Raw genomic sequence first — 21,759 nt, 5'->3', positions numbered from 1 at the left:
GCTCGTCAACTCGGTCGGTGCGACGGTCAGCCGACGCTCAGCACGGTGGGCTCGGCCAGCGCGTTCTCGTCGAGGGACCACTTGCCCGCCAGCTCGTCCTGCAGGCCGGAGTCCTGGATCTCGACGAGCGCGGCCTGGACGGCGTCACGGAAGGCGTGGTCGCCCTGCAGGACGCCGATGCCGATCTCGTAGTCGAGCATCACGGTCTCGGCGGTGTCGAGGTCGTCCGGGTGCTGCGCGACGTAGCCGCGCACGGTGTTGACGTCGTTGATGTAGGCGTCGGCGCGGCCGGCGAGGATCGCCTGCACGCAGTCGGCGCTGGAGTCGAAGAGGCTGACCGTGGGCGCCTCGAGGCCGGCGGCCTCGCACTCGGGGACCAGCGCCTCGACCAGCGGGACCTCGACGTACCCCTTGTTCAGGGCGACGGTGGTGCCGCACAGCGAGGTGTCGATGCCGGTGATGCCCTGCGGGTTGCCCGTGGTCACGAGGATCCCGTCGAAGACCTTGGAGTAGCTGATGAAGTCGACGCCGCCGTGGGCGCGCTCCTCGGTGGCGTACAGGTTGGAGATGATCCAGTCGGCCTGGCCGCTGGCGACCGTGGGCACGAGCTCGGAGAACCCGACCGGCAGGTAGTCGACGTCGAAGCCCAGGCAGTCGCCGATGGCGTCGCCGAGGTCGATGTCGAAGCCCATGAACTCGTCGGGGTTCTCGGGGTTGACGACCTCGTAGCCGGGGGTGTGCGGGTTGAGCGCGTTGGTCTTGGTCGTGCCCACCAGGTCGGGGTTCTGCTCGCGCAGCTCGACGCACGCGGCGGAGTCGGCGAGCTCGGGGTAGGTGACCTCGCCGGCGCCCTCGGCGGCCGAGCTGGAGCCTGCGCACGCCGTCAGGGCGAGCAGCGCGGCGACCGCTCCGGTGGTGAGGACTGCCGTACGGGAGTTCTTCGTGGTGCGCATCGCGGGTGCCTTCCAGTCGCTGGGCACCGGCGCCGGGGACCCACCGAACAGGCGGGGCCGCGACGCCGCCGTTGGTGTCTCTCGGTCGGATGGTCTGACCGATGAGGCATGAACGTAGACGCGCACCGGGGGGCGGAAACCGGCATCCCGGACCTGGAAACACACTGTTTACCGAGTCGACCCAGGGCGAAACATTGGTCAGACCATCTGACCGGATCGCGTTGCTAGCGTGCCGGTACGCACACTCCCCGCATCGACGACGGCCACCGAAGGAGCACCCTCGTGACGACACCGGTCCCGCCGTTGGCGCGCAGGTCACCCACCATCTCGGCCACCCTCGCCGCACACCTGGAACGCCTCATCGCCACCGGCGAGCTGGCCCCCGGGCAGCGGCTCCCGGGTGAGCGGGAGCTCGCCGAGCAGCTCGCCGTCTCCCGCGCGTCGCTGCGCGAGGCGATGTTCGAGCTCGAGTCGAAGCACCTCGTCGAGCGCCGGCCGGGCCGCGGCACCGTGGTCGTCGAGCCGTCGGCCGAGCAGCGCGACCTCGAGGGCCTGAACGCGGGGACGAGCGGCGACGCGAGCGCCGACGCCGCCGAGCTGCGGCTCATCGTCGAGCCGTCCGTGGCCGGGCTCGCCGCCCGCCGGGCCACGTCCGCGAACCTCCTGCAGCTGCACGACGTCCTCGACGCCTCCCAGGGTCCGCTCAGCGCCGCGCGCTCGGTCGAGCTGGACCTGGAGTTCCACCTGCTGCTCGCCCAGGCGGCCCGCAACCCGCTGCTCACCACCCTGCACGGGCTCATGGCCGACTGGACCCTGCCCGTGCGCCGTCGCTCCCACGCCACCAAGGCCGCCCGCGCGCGCTCGCTCGCCGGGCACCAGTCGATCTACGACGCGGTGGAGGCGCACGACGCCGACGCCGCGACCGCGGCGATGCGCGAGCACCTGACCGACATCCACACCCAGCTGAAGGACGCCTGATGCGCCGCCCCACCACCGTCGGCCTGTACACCTCCGGCCTGCTGCTCCTGACCGCCGCGACCGGTGCCATCGACGCCGTGAGCTTCCTCGCCCTGGACGGCGTCTTCACCGGCAACATGACCGGCAACGTGCTGTTCCTGGCCTTCGCGCTGGTCGGCGTGCCCGACATCCCGCTGCTCAACAACGCGTTCGCGCTCCTGGGGTTCGCGCTCGGGTCCGTCGTCGGCGGGCGGCTCGTGCGCCGCGGGCACCCCGTGGGCCTGCCGACCCGCAGCGCGTGGCTCCTGGCCGCCGGGACGGCCCTGGTGTTCGTGCTCGTCGGGGTGTGGGCCGCGGTCGGCGAGCTGGCCGCCCCGGGTCAGATCAGCCTCACCGCCGTGCTCGCCGCGCTCATGGGCGCACAGGTCGCGGCGGTCAAGCCGGTGGGCAACACCGACATCACCACGGTCGTCGTCACCAGCACGCTCGCCAACGTCACGCGGGAGAGCCGCCTCGGCGGCGGGCGCCAGACGGGGGCCCAGTGGCGGCACCGGACGTTCGCGATCGTCGCCATGGGCGCGGGTGCCGCGCTGGGCGCGGCGGTGCTGCGCGTGACCGACGGCCCCGTCGCGCTGGCGGCGTCGGGGGTCGTGTTCGCCGCCGGGGTCGCGGCGCTGCTCGTCGCCCGGGCCGACCAGCAGCGGTCGGTGCGCCGCCTGCAGTCACCCGCGGCGGCGGCCGAGGCACCGCCGACGGAGGTGCTCGCCGCACGCTGACGTCTCCGTCGGCGGGTGCCGACGGCGTGAGCGGGGACGGGGGCCGAGGCGCCGCGCGTCCGCGCGGTTCCGCTCGTTGAGCTTGACGTGGGCAGCGTTGTCGGAGGCCGGACGCGCGGCGTTCGCTGCACGGGACCCGCCCGCGGCCCGGCGCGCCGCTACCCGGGCAGCGCCCCCGCGAGCGCGAGCACCGCGACGACCACGCCGCCCAGCAGGCCGCCGCCCAGGGCGACGCCGGCGGCGACCTTGGCCACCACGACCGACACGGGGTCCTTCTCCCGCCAGCCCAGGTCCGTGGCGGCGTCACGTACCGCCCGGTGCAGCCGCGAGGGCGCCTGCCGCGTGCGGCTCAGACGCCCCCACGACCCGTCGGCACGACGCCCGTAGACGCTCACCGCGGCCGCGCCGGCCGCCCGGCCACGGAACGCGCCCGTCGAGCCGGCGCCGCCGCCGCGCGAGGCCGTGCCACGACGAACCCGGTCCTCGAGGGTGTAGGTCATCCGCCCCGGGTCGCACCGTACGACCGCCGCGACGTCGGTGGCGGACCGGGAGCCCGCCGGACCGGGCGCGACCACGGGCCGACGGTGCCCGACCGTGAACCCGTGGGCGGTCGCCTCGACGACCAGGTCCGCACCGGCCCGCACCGCCACCGCGCGGCGCAGGTCGTCGACCGGGCCCGTACCGCCGTCGCCGTCCGTCACCGCACCGCCCTCCTGCCGCTCCGCCGCCGCCCGCCCGCGCGCGTCAGCCGGCCACCCGCTCGTACGCGTCGACCAGGGAGACGAACTCCGCGCGCAGACCGTACCGGTCCTCCCCCAGGGCCGACTCGGCGCGCTCCCGTGCGCGGCGCGGGTCGGCACCCTCGGCGTGCTGCGAGCGGGTCACCGCCAGCCCGAACTCGGCGACCGCGGAGGCGAACCGGAAGTCGGCGCTGGGCGTCCGCGTGTAGGCGTCGGCCCCGGCGGGGTACACGACCTCGGTGCTCTCGGACGCGCCCGGCTGCTTGTAGCGCACGCGCACGCTCAGGAAGTCGTCGGAGTCGCCCGCCTCGACGTCCTGGTAGGTCAGGTCGTCGCTCCCCACCTCACCGTCCGCCGGGACCAGCTCGTAGAACGCGGTCACCGAGTGGCCGGCGCCCACGTCGCCCGCGTCCTTGGTGTCGTCGGCGAAGTCCTCGTCCGCCAGGCGGCGGTTGTCGTACCCGAGCAGCCGGTAGCGCGCGACGGTCGCAGGGTTGAACTCGACCTGCAGCTTGAGGTCCTGCGCGACGACGAACATCGTCGAGTCGAACTCGTCGACCAGCACCTTGCGGGCCTCGTCGAGCGTGTCGATGTACGCGTAGTTGCCGTTGCCGTGGTCGGCGATCGCCTCCATCGTGCTGTCCTTGAGGTTGCCCATGCCGAAGCCGAGCACCGAGATGTAGACCCCGGTGCGGGCGTGCTGCTCGATGAGCTCGGTCAGCTCGTCCGGGCCGTACGGCCCGACGTTGAAGTCACCGTCTGTCGCCAGCACCACGCGGTTGTTCCCGCCCTCGACGAAGTTCTCGGTGGCCAGCTCGTACGCGGTCTGCAGACCCGCCGCCCCGGCCGTCGACCCTCCCGCGCGCAGCTCGCGCAGGATCCCCACCAGCTCGTCGTGGCGGTCGCCCGGCACCGAGTCGGCGAGCACCTCGTCGCTGCCGGCGTAGGTGACGATCGAGACGGTGTCGTCCTCCCCCAGGCGCTCCACCAGCAGCGAGAACGACTCGGCGAGGAGCGGCAGCTTGTCGGGTGCGGACATCGAGCCGGACACGTCGAGCAGGAACACGATGTTGTTGCCGGCGCGGGTGGGCGTCGCGTCCGTGGCCTGCACACCGATCATCGCGAGCCGGTGGTCCGACGCCCACGGGGCGTCGGCGACCTGCGTCGTGACGGTGAACGGGTCGTCCGCCCCGGGTGCCGGCGCCGGATAGTCGTAGTCGAAGTAGTTGACGAGCTCCTCGATCCGCACACCCTGCGGCGACAGGCCGTCGCGGAGCTGGCGGCGCAGGTTGCTGTAGGAGGCGGTGTCGACGTCGGAGGCGAACGTGGACAGCGGGCTCGCGGCCACGTCCTGGAACGGCTGTTCCGGGGAGTCGTCGTACTCCTCGCCGCCCGGCGGGACCTCGCGCCACTCCTCGGGGGCGGGCACGTCCTCGAGCGTCGCCCCCTCGTACGCGGCGTCGCTCATGCCGTCGGCGGAGCACGCGGCGAGCAGGGAAAGGGCGAGCGCGGCGCAGACCGCCGCGGACGCAGCCGTCGGGCGGCGCGTTCCAGAACGCCGCGCCGACACGGGAAGGGCACTCCTCGACGACCAATTGCGCATCATTTCGCCTCCGCTGTGAGGCTTGAATCCTGGCGACCGGTGCACCGCTCTGGCCAGCACGGGAGGGTCACGCGAACGTCCCGGTCGGGTAACGGCCGAGAGGTGCTTAGCGGTCCGGTCGGCGCCGCACGCCGATTTCCCCGTCGTTCCCGGGTGATTTCTCGACGATTCTCTGGGGGCGCCGGAACGACCTGAGGTCCGTCGCAGATGTTCACCCGACCGCCGCCGGGCACGTGCCGCGGCCCGCGGGCACGATACGACCGTGGTCGAGCTGACACTGACACCCCACGCACGCCGTCGACTCCTGCGGGCGAACATCCCCGCCGCGCTGGTGCCCGCGCTGCTGCTCGGCTGCGGCCTCGGCGGGCTCATGCTCCTGGCCGGCCGCACGGGTCAGGCCCTGGCCTACGTCGGTGCGGCGCTGGCCCTCGTCGTCCTCGGCGTGCGGCTGTCCCTGGTGCACGCCGGTCGCGCGCGCGTCGTGTTCGGTGACGGCACGTACGCCCTGCGGTCGCTGGTCGGCGAGCGGCGGTTCGCGGCGGCCGACGTGGCGGCGGCCGCGATGGTCACCCGCATGCCGCTCGGTGCGCTGACCTCCCACCACCTGGTGCTCGCCGGTCACCGCGGCACGCTGGCCCACCTGGACGGCGCGATGTGGGACCAGGCACAGCTCACCGCGCTCGCGCACGACCTCGCGGCCCGCGGCGTGCCGGTGACGGCGTTCCCGCACCCGATCACCGCTGCCCAGCTGCGTGCGGCGGACCCGCGCTTCCTGGCGTCCTGGCGCGCGCACCCGGTGCGCAGCGCGTTGCTGGCCGTGGGTGGCGCGCTCCTGACGATCGCGGTCGTGGTCGTCGTCGTGCTCGCCGTGCTGTGACGTCCTGACCCCGGGGCGTGGCGGCCGGGGACGTCCCGCGGGGCGTGGCCGTGCGAGCTCCCGTCCCCGATCGTGCCGTCGGTCCCCGAGGATCCGGTTCGCGCGCTATCGTCCGGGTCCCGCCGAGCGGCGAGGTCGGCGGCGTGCGCTGCCCGGTCCGGACGAGGAGAGCCACGATCGTGACGCACACCGGCAACGCCACGCGCGCACCGCACGTCCGGGCGATGGTCCGCGGCCACCGGGGACGGTTCGCCGTCTCGTACGTCTTCCAGGTGATCGGCGGTGTCGCGCCGCTGTTCCAGGTGCTCCTGCTGCGGGCGGTGGTCGACGGGCTGATCGAGGGGCGGACCGGCACGGCGCAGGCCTTCGGGCAGATCGCCGCGATGGCGGGGCTGGGGCTGCTCGGCGTGTGGTCGACGTGGGCCGCGAGCGTGACGGCGACCGCGGCCGCGGGCCGGGTCATCGCGGACCTGCGCTCGGCGATGTTCCGGCGCCTGACCACGATGCCGATCCACTTCTACACGACGGTCCGGCCCGGCGCCGTCGTCAGCCGCGTCACCAACGACGTCAACGGCGCCGAGGAGATGTACACCTCGGTGATCCCCGTGGTGGTGTCCAGCGTGACGACGATCGCCACGTCTCTGGTCATCGTCGCGTTCGTCGACCCGCGCCTGGTGCTGCTGCTCGTCGTCGTGCCGATCGCGATCGCGTACGTCCGCAAGGCCGAGGCACGGATCAACGAGCTGATCGGCAGGTCCTTCGAGGTCACCAAGGACCTCGCGTCCACCGCCGAGACGTTCGTCAGCCGCGACGGCGCGGTGCTCGCGCGGCAGAACGGCCAGACCGCCCGGGAGCAGGCGACCTTCCAGGAGCGGTCCGCCGCGCTGGCCGGCCTGTCCACCGGCATCAGCCGGGCCGCCGCGACCTCGGGTGCGAGCTACGGGACGGCGTTCGTGCTCATCACCGCGGGCGCGCTGGCGATGGGCGTGTGGCTCGTGACGGAGCAGGACGTGACCGTCGGCAGCGTCATCCTCATCGTGCTCTACCTGCAGCAGCTCCAGGCACCCGTGCAGCGGCTGCTCAACACCCGCTACCCCCGGATGCGCTCGTCGATCGCGCTCGACCGGGTCGAGGCGGTGCTGGCCGCCCGGCCGACGCGCGAACGCCCTGACGGCGCCCGGGCACCGGGAACGGCCGGCACCGCGCCGGGCGACGCGACGGCCGCAGGTGGGCGGACGGGCGCGACGCCTGCCCTGCGCACGCGCGACCTGCGGTTCCGGTACCCGCCGGTGTCGGCGTACTCGATCGACGGGCTGTCCCACGCCGGCGACGCGCTGTCCATCCCGTGGCTGCCGATGGTCGGCCTGTCCGGCGACGACGGCGTGCGGCACGTCGGTGGAGGCCGCGAGGGGACGGGCGACGCCCTCGACGGGATCGACCTGACGGTGGGACGCGGTGAGGTCGTCGCCGTGGTGGGGTCGTCGGGCGCCGGCAAGTCGACGCTGGCCACCGTGATCGCCGGTCTCGTCGACGCGGACAGCGGTGTCGTCGAGGTCGACGGCCGGCCGCTGGCCGACCTGGACGAGCAGCAGCGCGCCGGCCTGATCGCGTACATCCCGCAGGACCCGTACGTGCTGCACGCCTCCGTGCGGGAGAACCTGCGGTACGCACGCCCCGACGCCACCGACGAGGAGCTCCTCGCGGTGTGCGAGCAGGTGGCCCTCGGTGACCTGGTCCGCGGCCTCGACGACGGCCTCGACGCGGTCATCGGCGAGAAGGGGCACCGCCTGTCCGGGGGCGAGCGCCAGCGCCTCGCCATCGCCCGCGCCGCGCTCCGGCGCCCCGCCCTCGTCGTGCTCGACGAGCCGACCGCCCACCTGGACACCGCGACCGAGCGGCACGTCCGCGCCGCGATGTCCACGCTGTTCGACGGCGCCGGGGTCGTGATGATCGCGCACCGGCTGTCCACCGTCCGCGACGCCGACCGCATCGTCGTCCTGGAGCACGGCCGCGTCGCCCAGGAGGGCCCGCACGACGAGCTCGCCGCGGTGGCCGGCGGCGGGTACCGCCGGTTGCTGGACGCGGGGGCGATGGGGCGGGAGTGACCGGGTGCGCGCGCCGCGCCGACGCGACGCAGCGCGGGCGCCCGCGCGACCGGGGACGGTGACGCGCAGGTCTTGACGGTCCGATCCGCGCAGGAGGAGCGTTCCCGGAGGGCCGTGCTCCGCGCACGGCCGCGCGGTCGCGGTCCGCCGCGACGTCCGCGACGCCGCACGGCGCCGCCACGGCGCACGGGCCGGGCCCGCGCCGCCGTCAGTCCCGCCGCGCACGCGCCCGCCGACGTCGTCGCGCGCGCCCGTGGCGTACGCCGTGATCCGCAAGGAGGCACCGCCATGCGTCTTCGTCCCGTCCTCACCGCCGGCGCGCTCGTCGCCGTCGGCACCGTCACGATCGTCACCGCAGCCGTCGGCACGCCCGGCTCCGGCACCACCGTCACCACCGACTCCGTGACCGGCCGGCTGGACGGCAGCGAGGGCCGCGGCGTCCTCAAGGTCCAGCAGGACGGCGTGCGGCTCATGAGCCACGGGCCCACCGACGTCACGACCTTCGACCTCACCTACCCGCCGGGCGCCTTCTCCGGCTGGCACTCGCACCCGGGGATCGTCGTGGTCGTGGTCCGGTCGGGCGAGGTCGTCCGGCAGAGCGGCTGCACGTCGCAGCGGTTCGGGCCCGGCGACGCGTTCACCGAGGTCGGGCCGCACCAGGTGACCAACCCGACCAGCACGACGGCCGTCCTGTCGATCACGCGGATCTACCCGGCCGCCGGCGCGTCGACACCGCGGATCGACGAGCCCGCCCCGCGCTGCTGAGCATCCGTGCCGGTCGCCTGCGGCCCGCCGGGTGACGTCGTCGCGCGCCCTGGCAGAACGCCCACGTTCCCGCGGGGGCTGCGCTAGCGTGCGCGGCGTGGACGGGCGCGCAGTCCGGGGTGCGTACGCAGCAGCAACGGTGCTGGTCGTCGCGGCGTGCGCGGGGGGGTGCAGCACCCGCGGTGAGGCACGGCCGTCGGACACGGCCGGCATGAGCCACCTGGTCGAGACTGACCTGCGCACGTCGCCGACCGACCGTCACTTCACCGGGCCCCCGTCGCCGCTCCACGCGAGCCTCGTCGCCCGCCGCGACGGCTGCGTGGCCGTGGTCGTCGACGGCGTCACCCGCATCCCGGTCTGGCCCGACGGCACCACCGTCGAGCAGGACGTCGACGACCTGCAGCGGTACATCGTGACGCTGCCGGGAGGGACCGAGCTCGTCGCGCGCCCCACCGACGGCGACGAGTTCACGGCCGACGGCGTGGTGGTCGACGCGACCGAGCCGTTCACCGACCCGATCGACCCACCGAGCCTCGTCACGACCTTCCTGGGGTTCTGCGCGGTGGACGCCGCGCCCGTGCTGTTCGCGGACGAGACGACGTTCTCGGTCACGCGGTGAGCCACGGACACGGCCCGACGAGCCGGTCCCCGGCGTGTGGTCAGACGTTCACGAGCGACACGGGGACCCCGAAGTCCTCGTCGTCGAGGATCTGCGTGATCCGCGCACGGTCGTCCCCGCCCGGGTAGAAGACGCGGATCTCGGCCTGGTCCGGGTCGGAGTCGCACGGCGCGACGACCGCGACGTCCACCTGGTCACCGACCGCCTCGATGCGCCCCACAAGCCCCGCATGCGCCTCGAGCGCCGCTTCCACCCGGGACCGTTCGGGCAGGTCACCGCACGCCACACCCGACGGACGGTTGTCGTAGAGCGCCTCGGTCAGCACGCCGGGGAGCACGAGCACCGCACCGGCGGCCACCGCGGCCAGCACAAGAGCGACCCACCACGCTCGTGCGCCGCGCGCCCACCGGCTCGTCCGCCCCCTCGTCACGGGACCAACCTGGCGCCGTCGGGCGAGTCGCGTCAACGGCCTCGCGGCCCCGGCGGCCCGCGGCTCAGCCCACCTCGGCTCAGCCCACCGCTGCCAGCACGTGCGGGTCCGCGCAGCCGCGCGCGAACCCCGCGATCCGGCGGTCGACGTCCCGCTGCAGCACGACCCGCCCGATCCGCTCGGCCACCGGCGCCAGCCACGCCGGGCGGCACGTGAAGCTGTACCGCCAGACCGCGCGCGTCCCGCCGTCCGGCAGCGGGGCGAAGCGCCACCCGCCGGCCATGACGGCGAAGAACCACGGCCCCTCGACCATCTTCATCCCGACGTTCGTCGGGGGCTTGTACGAGACGTACTCGCTGACCATCCGCAGCCCGGAGCGGTGGCGCGTCAGCGTCCGCACGCCCTTGGCCGGGACGGTCGCGCCGTCGAGGAACGACTGCCGTCGGATGAACGGGTCCCAGCGCAGGCGGGTCTCCCCCGTCGTCTGCGACACCGCGAACGCGACGTCGGGCGGCACGGGCAGGTCGACGCTCGACTCGACGATCATCCGCCGACCCTACGGCGGGCCGGGTGCTCCGGCGTCCGGCACCGCCCGCTTCCGCGGCGGTTCACCTGGACGTGGCTCGGCTGTCGCGCCACCTCGCGGAGGGTGCCCGCAGGGTCGTCATGGGGTGTCCTCGATCGTGCGCGCCCCGTCGGGCCGCATCAGCGGCGGTGTCAGGGTCTTCGGGCCGTCGCTGACCGCGGTGTACAGGGCGGCCGGTCGACCGGCGCCACCGGTCAGGCGACGGGCGGTGCCGCTCGTCGGGCGCACGAACCCCTCGGTGCCCTTGACCCAGCGGCGGAAGTTCGAGCGGTCCAGGTGCGTGCCCCACACGGCCTCGTACACGTGCTGGAGCTCACCGAGGGTGAAGTGCTCGGAGACGAACGCGGTCGCCAGCGGCGTGTACTCGAGCTTGGCGGCCACGCGGTCCACGCCGTCGGCCAGGATCCGCGCGTGGTCGAACGCGAGCTCGGGGCCGTCGCCCTCGTCGTTGCCGCCCGTCAGGCCGGGCAGGTCGAGGTCGGACACGTCCCACCAGCGGGCGTAGCGGGCGTCGGACCCGGCGGTCGGCTCGGGCAGGTCCGGGGCGAACGCGACGTGCGCGACCGACACCACCCGCATGCGCGGGTCACGTCCCGGCGCGCCGTACGTGCCGAGCTGCTCGAGGTGGCCGGCGAGCTGCTCGACACCGGTCTCCTCGGCCAGCTCGCGCCACGCGGCGTCGGCGATGTCCTCGTCGATGTCCACGAACCCGCCGGGCAGCGCCCACGCACCCGCGTACGGGTCGTCGGCCCGCTCGATCAGCAGCACCTTGAGCGCACCGTCACGGACCGTGAAGATGCACAGGTCCACCGTGACGGCGAACGGCGGGTAGTCGTGCGGGTCGTACCCCTCGGGCGCCTGGGCGTGGGTCGTCATCGGTGCGTCCCTTTCGTGGGCCGTGGCGTCGAGCACGGCTGTGTGTCGTTCGGTCGAGGTCCGCGACGTCAGCGCGACTCGTCCAGGATGATCTTGTTGCGGGCCAGCTCGGTCAGCGCCCTGCTCGCGGTGGCGGCGCCGACCGCGGCGGTCAGGTCGGTCAGGACGGCCACGGTCGTCGGACCGTTGCGGCGGGCGTCCAGCGCGGTCGCCTTGACGCAGAAGTCCGTCGCGATGCCCACGACGTCCACGTGGGCGATGTTCCGCTCCATCAGCAGGTCCGCCAGGCGCTCGCGGCCGTCGACCGGGTCGACGATCCGCCCCTGGAACCCCGAGTAGTCCTGCCGGGACTCGCCCTTGACGACGTGCACGGTCCGCTCGGGCAGCACCAGGTCCTGGTGGTAGTCGGCGCCCGGGGTGCCGGCGACGCAGTGCACCGGCCACGTGCTCACGTAGTCCGGGTCGCCGTCGGCGGCGAAGTGCCCGTCGTTGGTGTCCGGGAGCGGGGCGTGCCAGTCGCGGGTCGCGACGATGGTGTCGTACCGGTCCCCGGTGCGCGCGAGGTAGTCGCTGATCTGCTGGGCGACGGCAGCGCCACCGGCCACGGCGAGCGCGCCGCCCTCGCAGAAGTCGTTCTGCACGTCCACGACGATCAGTGCGGTCCTCATGCTGCGGTCCTTCCCAGGCGGGGTGTGACGGTCCGGCACCGGCTCGTGCTGGTTGTCGGTGGCGTCGAGGGGGTGGCGGTCCGGGTGCTCATGCGTCGGCTCCGACCAGGTTGCCGATGGCGGTGGGGTCCGCGACCAGGCGCGGGGTCCCGGGGGCGAGGTCCAGGTCGAGCGCGGTCAGCTCGGACTTCGCGCCGCGGTGGTGGGCGCGGATCTCGGCCAGGGACGGGCGGTGCACGACGTGCCCGTCGCGGATCACCGCGACCTGCAGCGCGCGACCCGGTCCGGTCTCCGGCGCACCGGGCAGGTGCCGCACGACGACGACCTCACGGGTCGCGTGGCCCTGGTGGTCCAGCGCCCGGTAGGCGACCTTGCGGCCCCCGACGCTGCCCTTGCTGGTGGCCTTCTTCGCGACCGGACGCAGCGGGGCGTCCGGGCCGGGCTCGTCGGCGATCGCGACGAGCTTGTAGACCATCCCGGCGGTCGGGTGACCCGACCCGCCGACGAGCTTGGTCCCTGCGCCGTACAGGTCGATCGGCGCGTCGGCCAGCGCGGCGATGGTGTGCTCGTCCAGGTCGGAGGTGACCGAGATCGTCGTGCTCGTAGCACCCAGGGAGTCCAGGAGGGCGCGGGCCCTGCGCGCCTCGTCACCGAGGTCCCCGGAGTCCAGGCGGATGCCGCCGAGGTTCGTCCCGGCGGCCTCGACGGCCGCGCGGATCCCCTGCGGGACGTCGTAGGTGTCCACCAGCAGCGTGGTGCCCGTCCCGAGGGAGGCGACCTGGGAGGCGAAGGCCTCGCGCTCGCTGGTGTGCCCGAGGGTGAACGCGTGCGCGGCGGTGCCGCGCGTGGGCACGCCGTACTGGAACCCGGCCTGCAGGTTGCTGGTGGCGGCGAACCCGGCGATGTACGCGGCTCGCGCGGCCGCGACGGCGGCACTCTCGTTGGTGCGTCGGCTGCCCATCTCGAGCAGCGGCCGGCCGTCGGCGGCACTGACCATCCGCGCTGCGGCCGAGGCGATCGCGCTGTCGTGGTTGAGGATCGACAGGATCAGCGTCTCGAGGACGACGCACTCGGCGAACGTCCCGGAGACCGTCAGGACGGGGCTGTTCGGGAAGTAGATGTCACCTTCCCGGTACCCCTCGATGTTCCCCGCGAACCGGTACCCGAGCAGGTGGTCGGCGGTGCGCTCGTCGATGATGCCGCGGTCCAGGAGCCAGGCGACCCGGCCCGTGTCGAACGTGAAGGTCTCGATGGCCTCGACGATCCGGCCGAGGCCTGCCACGACGCCGTACCTGCGGCCGTCGGGCAGGCGGCGGGCGAAGGCCTCGAAGACCGCCTGGTGGTGAGCGGTGCCGTCGGCGAGGGCTGCGCGGAGCATGGTGAGCTCGTAGTGGTCGGTCAGCATCGCGGTGCTGGCCGCGGCCGCCGTCGGCGTTGTGGTCATGTTGACCATTATGGCGCGCGGGCCAGGGTTTTATAGTCACACCGACCCTAATTCACGGTGACGAGCATCACACCGCACCAGGCGCTGAGCGTCTCGACGCAGATGACTCCCGGCCAGGAGCTCAAGATCCGCGGGTCCGAGAGGTTGACGGCTGGGCGAGCCGGCCCCTGGACCCTGCTCCGGTCGAGGTTCACGAGGTCGGGCGGAGCCTGGCGGCTGCTCTCGAGCGGACCTCGCGGATCGCTGACGCGCTGGCGTTGCAGGCCGAGCGCACACAGGACGACGAAGGATCCGCCCAGGCCGCGGCCGCGGCCCGCGCTCTCGACGCGGCTGTCAGTGCGCTCGGAACCTTCGGGCGCAGCATGGCCGACCGCTACGGGCTGGAGGCGTGGGCCGACGAGGCGCCGGGCGCCAACGAGTGATGCGACCGCCCACCAGGCGGTCATGAGCCCTGAGGCGTCCGGCACCCGATCGCGGACATCCGGCCACCTCATCCTTCCGGCGACACCCGCGGCGCCACGGGTAGGTGTCACCTACTCGTGCATCAGCCCCCTCCTCGGCCGCGACACCGAGGAGCCCACCACACCGACCATGGCGCCGGCTCAGCACGCGAACGGCTTCTAGGCCACCGCCCCACCCCACAAGCCCCGTCACCTCGGCTCACCGATGCGGCGGGGCTTGTGGCGTCCGCCGAACCACATCGTCGTTATCCCGAGGGTTCCACCGACCCGTCGCCGGGACGCACGTCACGCGACCACCCTCGCGCCCCACGCCCCCCACCGGCCCTGACCTGCCTGTACCGTCGATCCGTCACCCGCAGCACCCCTCACCGGGCGCACGCGGACGACACGGGTGTTGTCCCTCGGATTCCACGAGTGAAACCCCTCATCACCCGGGCCTCTAGCTCAACTGGCAGAGCAGCGGACTTTTAATCCGCGGGTTGTGGGTTCGATCCCCACGGGGCCCACCTGAACTGCGGAAACGCCGTGCGGGCCTGCCTCCGGTCGGTCGACTCCTGGCCTGTGAGAGGCTCGAGCGAGCCAGATCTTCGGTCTCGCCCCGTAGTCACTCGGAAGGAACTCGCTGTATGCGTCGTGTGCCCGGCCGCTCTCCGCACGCTCGACCGGGTGCGCGCTCGCGGCGGCGGGCGCCCGTCGCCGCCGGCCTGGCGCTGGTGCTCGGTCCTGTGCTGCTGGTCGGCTGCTCGCCCGCGCAGTTCGCGCCGCAGGAGCGGTCGACCACCGCCCTCGACGAGGCGTCCGACGAGCTCAGCACGATCGTCGCCGGGTTCGCGCCCGAGGGCTGCACCGACGCCTCGCTGCCCGGCACGGTCGAGGAGGAACGCCTCACGGCCGTCCTGCCGGACGAGGCGGACCCGTCGCAGCCCGCCGACCGCACGTTCGCCCGCGCGATGGTCGAGGGCGCCGGGTTCGGTGACTTCACCGCCGCCCTCGCCGAGGAGGTCTGCAGGCAGGACTCCCTGGCCGATGCGACGACCGTCGTCGAGCGCCTGGGCACCGAGCTGTGGCGGGACGCCGTCGCGCGCGCCCAGTCGACCGACGGCGTCGCCGGGGAGCTGCCGGCGAGCGACGACCGCCCGCTGTACTGGACCCGGCTCGAGGCCATGTCCGTGCTGCACCAGTGGAGCCCGGACTTCGCGCTCTCCACCGAGGAGCGGGCGTCGCTGGTCGATGCCTTCGACCGGGCGGCCCGGGGCATGCACGACATCGACCTGCCGACGGGCGACCAGGTGACGCGGGTGCTGGTCAGCGGGTTCGACCCCTTCACGCTGGACGGTGGCGCCACGGGCCGGGCGCGGGGAACGGTCGGCAACCAGATCCGGCACGGCAACCCGTCCGGCGCGACCGCCCTGGCGGTCGACGGGACGACGACGACGGCTCCCGACGGCACGACGGTGCACTACGAGGCGTACACCTTGCCGGTCAGCTACCCCGAGTTCGAGCGCGGGTACCTGGAGGACACGGTCGGGCCGCTGATGGAGGCCGGCGACGCCCGGCTGGACGCGTCGATCACCATGAGCCAGGCGGGCGGCGCGTTCTTCGCGCTCGAGCAGTGGAACGGCCGCTACCACGGCGACGTCGCCGGGAACGACGACTTCGCCCCCTGCCCGCCCGCGCCCCTGACGGGCGCCCCGCAGCTCGCGAAGGACAACCCCGGCTGCAACACGCAGGTGCCGGCACGCTGGGGTGGCGGCGACACGCTGACGGATCCGCCGCAGTGGACCGCGTCGACGCTGCCGATCGAGCAGATGATCGAGGCGCGCACGGGCGCGGACCTCCCCCGACCGCCGGGCGACGGGTGGGAGGACGAGTCGGTCGCGTTCGGCGTGCTGTGGAACACGAGCTACACGTACTTCCCCAGCTGCGACTCCCGGGATCTGGAGGACGCCTTCCAGCGCGAGGACACGTACCCGCCCGCCGTCGAGCCGACACCTCCGCCCGAGGACTCGTGCGCGCGCAGCGGCGGTGGCGGCGCCTACCTCTCGAACGAGTCGGCGTACCGCAACACGCTGCTGCGCGACCGGGCGGGGCTCGGCATCCCGGCGGGGCACATCCACACCCCGGACATGCAGCACTTCGCCACGGACTTCGCCGTGACGGACGCGACGTTCGAGGCGTGGCGTGACGCCATCGTCGCCCAGTCGCGCGAGCTCATCGAGGTGGTGGCGGCCCACAGCTGACACCTGCGGGCACGCGCGCGTGGACCGGCACCGCCCCGGCGGACACGGGAGCGCGCGGCAGCGTGGTGTCGCGGACCCCACCGCCGGACGCCGGTCAGCGCGCGGCGAGCACGAGGAGCGTGGCGGCCACCGCGCAGGCCAGGACGCGCACGTGGTTCCACGCGAGCCACTGCGGCACGTAGGAGCGCCACTGCGTCGCGGGGTCGAGGGCTGCCTCCAGCCGGTCGTTGAGGGGCACGTTCGCTGCTGCGGTGACCCCCACGCAGCCGATCAGGTGCGCGGCCGCGGCAGCCACCGCGAGCATCGCCGTCGGGGCTCCCGTGACGAGCGCGACCGTGGCAGTGACGAGCGCGAGCACCAGAGACCCGAAGAGGACCGTCATGAACGGTGGTCGTACGGCCGCACGGTTGATCGCGCGCATCGCGGCGGCGCCGTCGGCCGGCGGCAGCGCACGCAGGCCCGTCATCACGAAAGCGGAGAACGCGAGGAGGGCTCCGCCGGTGAGTGCGGTGGTGACGGCGGCGGCGAGGGCGAGCAGGGACGTGGCGTTCATGGTGCCCAGCGCACCGCACCCGGGCCGGCGCGTCCATGCCCGCAGCGCCGACGGGCATGCCCGTCCGTCCGGCACGAGCCGCGGCGCGCGCCGACGTGTCGGGTCACGCCTCGGTGGCCTCGTCGAAGCGCTCACGTGCCGCGCGCACGGCCGGCAGGTGGTCCGCGCTCCAGCCGAGCAGCGCGTCGACGAGGTCCTGCAGCGTGCGTCCGAGCGCGCTGATGCGGTACTCGACCGCGACGGGACGCGTGCCGACGACGACGCGCTCGACCATGCCGTTGCGCTCCAGCCGGCGCAGTGTCGCGGTCAGGGACTTCTGCGTCACGACAGGGATCGCGCGGCGCAGCTCGTTGAAGCGGCGCGGGCGCTCGCACAGGGCGTCGAGCACCTGCAGCGACCACTTGTCGAGCACCTGGTCCAGCAGCTCGCGCTGCTCGGCGGTGACCTGCGGGGCGACCGGTGCGGTGGGGGCCGGTGCGGTGGGGGCCAGGGCGGTGTCGCTCATGCCACCTAGTCTCGTTGAAGTGCCTTTCGGTGACCAGGTACACATCGGATACCACCCCGATGGATCCGAGAAGGAGCACCGATGACCGTCCAGCTGCTCACCCCCGAGGGCATGTTCCAGCCCGTCCCGTACCACCACGTCTCCGTCGCGACCGGCACGCGGCACGTCCACGTCGCGGGCCAGATCGCGCGCACCCCCGACGGCGACCCCGTCGCCCCCGGCGACCTGCGCGGCCAGCTCGTGCAGGCACTGCGCAGCACCGCCCGAGGACTCGCCGGGGCGGGCGCGTCGTTCACCGACGTCGTGCGGCTGCGGTTCTTCGTGACGGGCCGGCAGCCGGAGATGTACGCCGACTTCGTCGCCGGCATCGAGGACGTCAGCGAGGAGCTGGGCCTGCCGACGCCCCTGCCGCCGCTGTCCGCGATCGGCATGGACCACCTCGTCGAGCCCGACGTGCTGGTCGAGGTCGAGGCGTACGCGGTGCTCGACTGACCGGCTCGTCACGGTCCTCCCTTTACAACGTTGGAGATCCGCCCTACGGTCGGATCGCGCGGCCCGGCCGCGCCCACCCTGCGTCCAGCGCTGCACCCAGGAGGCCCCCGTGCGCACCCGACCGTCCCGGACCGCCGCCCCGCTCGTCCCCCTCGCCGCGGCCCTCGCCCTCGCGCTCGTCGCCGGGGCGGGGGCCGGACCCGCGACCGCCGGTCCGCCGGGCCACGCCGGAGGACCCGGCCGCCCGCAACCCGCTCCGGTGGCCCCGACGTTCGTCGACGCCACGGTGCACGACCCGTCCGTCGTCGTCGCGGATGACGAGATCTGGGTGTTCGGCTCGCACCTGCAGGTCGCGCGGACCGACGACCTGATGGCCTGGGAGCAGGTCGCGGCGGGGGTCACCCCCGACAACCCGATCTTCGAGGACGTCACCACCGAGCTCGCCGAGGCGCTCGAGTGGGCGCAGACCGACACCCTCTGGGCCCCCGACGTCTTCCAGCTCCCCGACGGCCGCTTCGCGATGTACTACAACGCCTGCAAGGGCGACTCCCCGCGCTCGGCCATGGGCCTGGCCGTGGCCGACTCGGTGGCCGGCCCCTACGAGGACCAGGGGGTCTTCCTGCGCTCGGGCATGTGGGACCAGCCCAGCGAGGACGGCGCGATCTACGACGCGCGCGTCCACCCCAACGTGGTCGACCCCGACGTGTTCGTCGACGCCGACGGGCGGATGTGGATGGTCTACGGGTCGTACTCCGGCGGCATCTTCATCCTCGAGATGGACCCCGTCACCGGCTTCCCGCTGCCGGGCCAGGGTTACGGCGAGCACCTCGTCGGCGGCAACCACAGCCGCATCGAGGCGCCCAGCATCCTGTTCGACGAGGGGACCGGCTACTACTACCTCTTCCTGTCGTTCGGCGGCCTGGACGCGAACGGCGGCTACAACGTGCGCGTCGCACGGTCCGAGCACCCCGACGGCCCGTACGTCGACGCCGAGGGCAACCCGATGTCCGAGGTCAGGTCCGACCCGTCGCTCCCGCTCTTCGACGACGCGTCGATCGCGCCCTACGGCGTCAAGCTCCTGGGCAACCACCTCTTCCAGCGCGAGGTCGGCGACCCCGGCACCGGCCTCGGCACGGGGTACGTCTCCCCCGGGCACAACTCCACCTGGACCGACCCGGAGACGGGCGAGCACGCCCTCGTCTTCCACAGCCGGTTCCCCGGGCAGGGCGAGACGCACCACGTCCGCGTGCACGAGATGACGATGAACGCGCACGGCTGGCCCGTCGTGGCGCCCTACCGCTACGCGGGCGACGCGCCGGGAGCCCACCCGGGCAAGCGCCCCGACCACCGCAGGGACACGTTCCGGCTGCCCGACGTCGCCGCGCAGTACGCCCTGGTCGACCACGGCAAGGCCATCTCCCCGGACATCACCCGCGCCGTCACCGTGCGTCTCGAGAGGAACGGCCGGGTCACCGGCGACCGTGAGGGCCGCTGGCAGCTGCGCGGCGACGACGGCGTGCGTCTGACGGTCGACGGCGCGACGTACGACGGCGTGCTCGCCCGGCAGTGGCAGCCCGACCGGCAGGAGTGGGTCGTCACGTTCAGCGTCCAGTCCCGCGCCGGCGTCTCCCTGTGGGGCAGCGCGGTGCCGCCCCTGAGCGCGACGGAGGCCGTCGCCGCCGTCGCGGCCGACCTCGACCTGGGCGACACGTCCGCGGTCGTGACCGACCTGACGCTGCCCACGACGGGGACCCACGGCACGACGATCGCGTGGGCGTCGAGCGACCCGGCCGTCGTCTCGGCGGACGGCGAGGTGACGCGCCCCGAGCACGGCGCCGGCGACGCGTCCGTCACGCTGACCGCCACCGTGCGCAACGAGCGGCGCGCGGCGACCGTGCGGTTCGAGGTCACCGTGCCCGAGCGCACGCCCGGCGGACTCGCCGGCACGTGGTCGTTCGAGGGCGACCTGGCCGAGGCCACGGGCACGCTCCCCGCCGGCACCGTCACCGGCCCGCGCATCGGCACCACCGGCGGCACGGTGTCCTACGTCCCCGGCGTGGCCGGGCAGGCGCTGCACCTGGACGGCACCAGCGGGGTGCAGCTCCCGCAGGGCCTGGTGAGCGGTCCGACGTACTCCGTGTCCCTGTGGCTGCGCCCCGACGCGGTGACCCCGTACACGGCCGCGTTCTTCGCCGCCCGCGACGAGCGCAGCTGGGTCAGCGTCGTCCCCCGCGGCCCGGACGGCAGCACGATGGCGTGGTCCGGCGAGTCCTGGTACGACGCGAGCACGGGCGGGCAGGTCCCGGTCGGCGAGTGGACGCACCTGGCGCTGACGGTCGACGGCGGCGACGTCGCCGTGTACGTGGACGGTGCGCAGCGGTTCGCCGGCACGGGCTTCCCGCAGGTGCTCACCACCACGACCGGCACGTTCGCCGTCGGTGTGAACTGGTGGGACACGCCGTTCCAGGGCGCGGTCGACGAGCTCACCGTCCACACCGGCGCACTGTCCGCCGACGAGGTCGCCGCACTGGCCACCCGCTGACCCACCCAGGCAGACCCACCCGGCTCCGTCCGCGGTCGCCCAGCATCCTGCTCATCCCCGGGACGTCGTCCGTGGCGCACCTGCGCGAGAACGTCGCGGGCGCCGGGCTGACCCTCACCGAGCTGGACGTGGCCGAGCTGGACCGCATCGGCGGCTGACGTCGCCGCGTCCGCGGTCACGCGGCGCTGCCGACCCCACCCTCCGGCGCCGGGCCCGCGGGGCCGGCCGGGGCCAGCGCCGCGGTGAGCCGCGCCACGCCGAACTCGAACGCCTGCGCGACGTCGCCCCCGAGCCGGAACGCCCCCGCCAGCTCCATGGTGAGGAACCCCGTCGCCCAGGCGGTCACCAGCCGCGCCGCGTCCAGCGCCTGCGCCGGCCCCACCAGGTCCGCGGCCACGCGCAGCACGGGCGCGCTGGCGCGCTCGAGCGCCGCGGGCTCCGCGGGCTCCGCGCCGACGGTCTGCATCAGCCGGAAGCCCTCCGGCCGCTCGTGCGCGAACGTGCGGAACGCCAGCGCCAGCCCGGCGACCGTGGGATCGGCGGCCGCGAGCCGCTCCCCCAGCTCCTCGACCGTGGCGGCGGCGACCAGCCCGAGCAGCGCGTCGCGGTCCCGCACGCGCTTGTAGAGCGACGGCGCGCGCACGCCCACCCGCTCGGCGACGGCCTGCATGGTCAGGCGCGACGGCCCGCCGGCCTCCAGCAGGTCACGCCCGGCGGCGACGATGTCGGTGAGCGACGTGCGTTCCGGCGTGGGCATGCACCCTCCTATGGCTATTGACCTTAGCCATGAAGGCTAAGTACGTTAGCCATCTAACCACGACCCCTCGGAGGAGGACCCATGAAGCTCGGTCCGCACCTGCACCGCATCGGCAACGACGTCGTCGCCGTCCACCTCGTCGACACCCCCGAGGGCGTGACGATCATCGACGCCGGGCTCCCCGGCCACTGGCGCGAGCTGCTCGCCGAGCTCCGCGCGATGGGCCGGACGCTCGACGACGTCCGCGGGGTCGTCCTGACGCACGGCGACACCGACCACCTCGGCTTCGCCGAGCGGCTGCGCCGGGACCACGGCGTCCCGGTCCACGTGCACGCCGCCGACGCGGACCGCGCGCGCGGCGGCGACAAGCCCAGGCCCCCGTCGACCTCCTGGCGTCCCGTCCCCGTCCTCGAGTTCGTCGCCTACGCCCTGCGCAAGGGCGGCTGGCGCACCACCTACCTCACCGAGGTGGTCGAGGTGCAGGACGGCGACGTCCTGGACCTGCCGGGCGCACCCCGTGTCGTCGCGATGCCCGGGCACTCCCCCGGCAGCATCGCCGTGCACGTCCCGGTCGCGGACGCCGTGTTCGTCGGCGACGCCCTGACGACGCGCGACGTGCTCACCGGCCGGACCGGTCCGCAGCCGGCACCGTTCACCGACGACCCGGCGCTCGCGCTCGCGTCGCTGGAGCGGCTGACCGGCCTGGCGGCGAGCTGGCTGGTCCCCGGCCACGGCGCCCCGTGGCGGGGGGACCCGGCCGACGCGCAGGCCGCCGTGCGACGGGCCGCTGGCGCACGCTGAACCGACCCC

At 74.0% G+C, this 21,759-nt stretch carries 21 protein-coding genes, 1 tRNA gene and 1 pseudogene; 12 read left to right on the top strand and 11 right to left on the bottom strand.

Going from position 1 to position 21,759, the window contains the following annotated elements; genetic code table 11:
• Window positions 1-26: 26 nt before the first annotated feature.
• Complete coding sequence (locus tag BMZ16_RS03915) at window positions 27-953, bottom strand: ABC transporter substrate-binding protein (protein ID WP_089798717.1); 927 nt, start codon at window positions 951-953, stop codon at window positions 27-29.
• A 282-nt stretch (window positions 954-1,235) separates the two neighbouring features.
• Between BMZ16_RS03915 and BMZ16_RS03910 the strand changes: the two genes are divergently transcribed.
• A complete protein-coding gene (locus tag BMZ16_RS03910) occupies window positions 1,236-1,931 on the top strand; it encodes a FadR/GntR family transcriptional regulator (protein WP_255366337.1) in 696 nt (231 codons plus the stop codon).
• Window positions 1,931-2,686 carry a YoaK family protein gene (locus BMZ16_RS03905; RefSeq protein WP_089798240.1) on the top strand — a complete coding sequence of 252 codons (756 nt, stop codon included), beginning with the start codon at window positions 1,931-1,933 and terminating at the stop codon, window positions 2,684-2,686. Before BMZ16_RS03910 ends, BMZ16_RS03905 begins: the two co-directional genes overlap by 1 nt.
• Window positions 2,687-2,844: 158 nt before the next feature.
• On the opposite strand, the gene BMZ16_RS03900 is transcribed toward BMZ16_RS03905, so the two are convergent.
• Together BMZ16_RS03900 and BMZ16_RS03895 are read right to left on the bottom strand one after the other, a co-directional pair.
• Complete coding sequence (locus tag BMZ16_RS03900) at window positions 2,845-3,387, bottom strand: hypothetical protein (protein ID WP_089798239.1); 543 nt, start codon at window positions 3,385-3,387, stop codon at window positions 2,845-2,847.
• Between the two features lie 43 nt (window positions 3,388-3,430).
• Window positions 3,431-4,894, bottom strand: a complete 1,464-nt coding sequence (locus BMZ16_RS03895; protein WP_255366336.1) for a vWA domain-containing protein — start codon at window positions 4,892-4,894, stop codon at window positions 3,431-3,433.
• Window positions 4,895-5,291: 397 nt separating this feature from the next.
• On the opposite strand from BMZ16_RS03895, the gene BMZ16_RS03890 reads away from it, so the two are divergent.
• The 4 genes from BMZ16_RS03890 to BMZ16_RS03875 all read left to right on the top strand — a co-directional run bounded on the left by BMZ16_RS03890 (window position 5,292) and on the right by BMZ16_RS03875 (window position 9,395).
• Window positions 5,292-5,906, top strand: a complete 615-nt coding sequence (locus BMZ16_RS03890; RefSeq protein WP_089798237.1) for a hypothetical protein — start codon at window positions 5,292-5,294, stop codon at window positions 5,904-5,906.
• 179 nt (window positions 5,907-6,085) lie between these two features.
• Window positions 6,086-8,011: an ABC transporter ATP-binding protein gene (locus tag BMZ16_RS03885; protein ID WP_089798236.1), complete on the top strand. Its 1,926-nt coding sequence runs from the start codon at window positions 6,086-6,088 to the stop codon at window positions 8,009-8,011.
• 288 nt (window positions 8,012-8,299) lie between these two features.
• Window positions 8,300-8,776, top strand: a complete 477-nt coding sequence (locus BMZ16_RS03880; protein ID WP_089798235.1) for a cupin domain-containing protein — start codon at window positions 8,300-8,302, stop codon at window positions 8,774-8,776.
• A 211-nt stretch (window positions 8,777-8,987) separates the two neighbouring features.
• Window positions 8,988-9,395, top strand: a complete 408-nt coding sequence (locus BMZ16_RS03875) for a hypothetical protein (RefSeq protein WP_143082744.1) — start codon at window positions 8,988-8,990, stop codon at window positions 9,393-9,395.
• Window positions 9,396-9,435: 40 nt separating this feature from the next.
• Here BMZ16_RS03875 and BMZ16_RS03870 read toward each other — a convergent pair whose 3' ends face one another.
• The 5 genes from BMZ16_RS03870 to BMZ16_RS03850 form a co-directional block, all read right to left on the bottom strand.
• The gene (locus BMZ16_RS03870) at window positions 9,436-9,825 is read right to left on the bottom strand and encodes a hypothetical protein (protein ID WP_143082743.1); all 390 of its coding nucleotides are present in this window, start codon (window positions 9,823-9,825) and stop codon (window positions 9,436-9,438) included.
• A 79-nt stretch (window positions 9,826-9,904) separates the two neighbouring features.
• Window positions 9,905-10,372, bottom strand: a complete 468-nt coding sequence (locus BMZ16_RS03865) for a type II toxin-antitoxin system RatA family toxin (RefSeq protein WP_089798232.1) — start codon at window positions 10,370-10,372, stop codon at window positions 9,905-9,907.
• Between the two features lie 117 nt (window positions 10,373-10,489).
• Complete coding sequence (locus BMZ16_RS03860; protein ID WP_089798231.1) at window positions 10,490-11,287, bottom strand: NUDIX hydrolase; 798 nt, start codon at window positions 11,285-11,287, stop codon at window positions 10,490-10,492.
• A 68-nt stretch (window positions 11,288-11,355) separates the two neighbouring features.
• Window positions 11,356-11,955, bottom strand: coding sequence for an isochorismatase family protein (locus tag BMZ16_RS03855; RefSeq protein WP_089798230.1), 600 nt, complete (start codon window positions 11,953-11,955; stop codon window positions 11,356-11,358).
• Between the two features lie 88 nt (window positions 11,956-12,043).
• Window positions 12,044-13,408 carry a nicotinate phosphoribosyltransferase gene (locus BMZ16_RS03850; protein ID WP_089798229.1) on the bottom strand — a complete coding sequence of 455 codons (1,365 nt, stop codon included), beginning with the start codon at window positions 13,406-13,408 and terminating at the stop codon, window positions 12,044-12,046.
• Window positions 13,409-14,293: 885 nt separating this feature from the next.
• Here BMZ16_RS03850 and BMZ16_RS03840 point away from each other — a divergent pair.
• Together BMZ16_RS03840 and BMZ16_RS03835 are read left to right on the top strand one after the other, a co-directional pair.
• Window positions 14,294-14,366: transfer RNA gene (locus BMZ16_RS03840), tRNA-Lys, on the top strand.
• A 207-nt stretch (window positions 14,367-14,573) separates the two neighbouring features.
• Window positions 14,574-16,100 (top strand): C15 family peptidase, encoded by a 1,527-nt coding sequence (locus BMZ16_RS03835; protein WP_255366335.1) that lies wholly within the window; start codon window positions 14,574-14,576, stop codon window positions 16,098-16,100.
• A 94-nt stretch (window positions 16,101-16,194) separates the two neighbouring features.
• Here BMZ16_RS03835 and BMZ16_RS03830 read toward each other — a convergent pair whose 3' ends face one another.
• Together BMZ16_RS03830 and BMZ16_RS03825 are read right to left on the bottom strand one after the other, a co-directional pair.
• On the bottom strand, window positions 16,195-16,653 hold the full coding sequence (locus tag BMZ16_RS03830; RefSeq protein WP_089798226.1) for an anthrone oxygenase family protein: 459 nt from the start codon (window positions 16,651-16,653) through the stop codon (window positions 16,195-16,197).
• 103 nt (window positions 16,654-16,756) lie between these two features.
• Window positions 16,757-17,158, bottom strand: coding sequence for a winged helix-turn-helix transcriptional regulator (locus tag BMZ16_RS03825; protein WP_177199577.1), 402 nt, complete (start codon window positions 17,156-17,158; stop codon window positions 16,757-16,759).
• Window positions 17,159-17,239: 81 nt separating this feature from the next.
• Here BMZ16_RS03825 and BMZ16_RS03820 point away from each other — a divergent pair, with 81 nt between their 5' ends.
• The 3 genes and pseudogenes from BMZ16_RS03820 to BMZ16_RS19660 form a co-directional block, all read left to right on the top strand.
• Window positions 17,240-17,650, top strand: a complete 411-nt coding sequence (locus tag BMZ16_RS03820; RefSeq protein WP_089798225.1) for a RidA family protein — start codon at window positions 17,240-17,242, stop codon at window positions 17,648-17,650.
• A 109-nt stretch (window positions 17,651-17,759) separates the two neighbouring features.
• Window positions 17,760-20,192 (top strand): LamG-like jellyroll fold domain-containing protein, encoded by a 2,433-nt coding sequence (locus BMZ16_RS03815; protein ID WP_089798224.1) that lies wholly within the window; start codon window positions 17,760-17,762, stop codon window positions 20,190-20,192.
• A gap of 32 nt (window positions 20,193-20,224) precedes the next feature.
• Window positions 20,225-20,350 (top strand): annotated as a pseudogene (locus BMZ16_RS19660) (oxidoreductase); the annotation flags it as partial.
• Window positions 20,351-20,367: 17 nt separating this feature from the next.
• On the opposite strand, the gene BMZ16_RS03805 reads toward BMZ16_RS19660, so the two are convergent.
• Entirely contained in the window at window positions 20,368-20,949 is a 582-nt protein-coding gene (locus tag BMZ16_RS03805; RefSeq protein WP_089798222.1) for a TetR/AcrR family transcriptional regulator, read from the bottom strand.
• An 81-nt stretch (window positions 20,950-21,030) separates the two neighbouring features.
• Between BMZ16_RS03805 and BMZ16_RS03800 the strand changes: the two genes are divergently transcribed.
• Window positions 21,031-21,750 (top strand): MBL fold metallo-hydrolase, encoded by a 720-nt coding sequence (locus BMZ16_RS03800; RefSeq protein WP_089798221.1) that lies wholly within the window; start codon window positions 21,031-21,033, stop codon window positions 21,748-21,750.
• Window positions 21,751-21,759: the final 9 nt, after the last annotated feature.

It is taken from the genome of Cellulomonas sp. KH9 (assembly GCF_900114185.1).
In the GTDB taxonomy this organism is placed as follows: domain Bacteria; phylum Actinomycetota; class Actinomycetes; order Actinomycetales; family Cellulomonadaceae; genus Cellulomonas.
The sequence above is the reverse complement of the archived record's forward strand: the minus strand, read 5'-3'. Positions and strand labels throughout refer to the sequence as shown.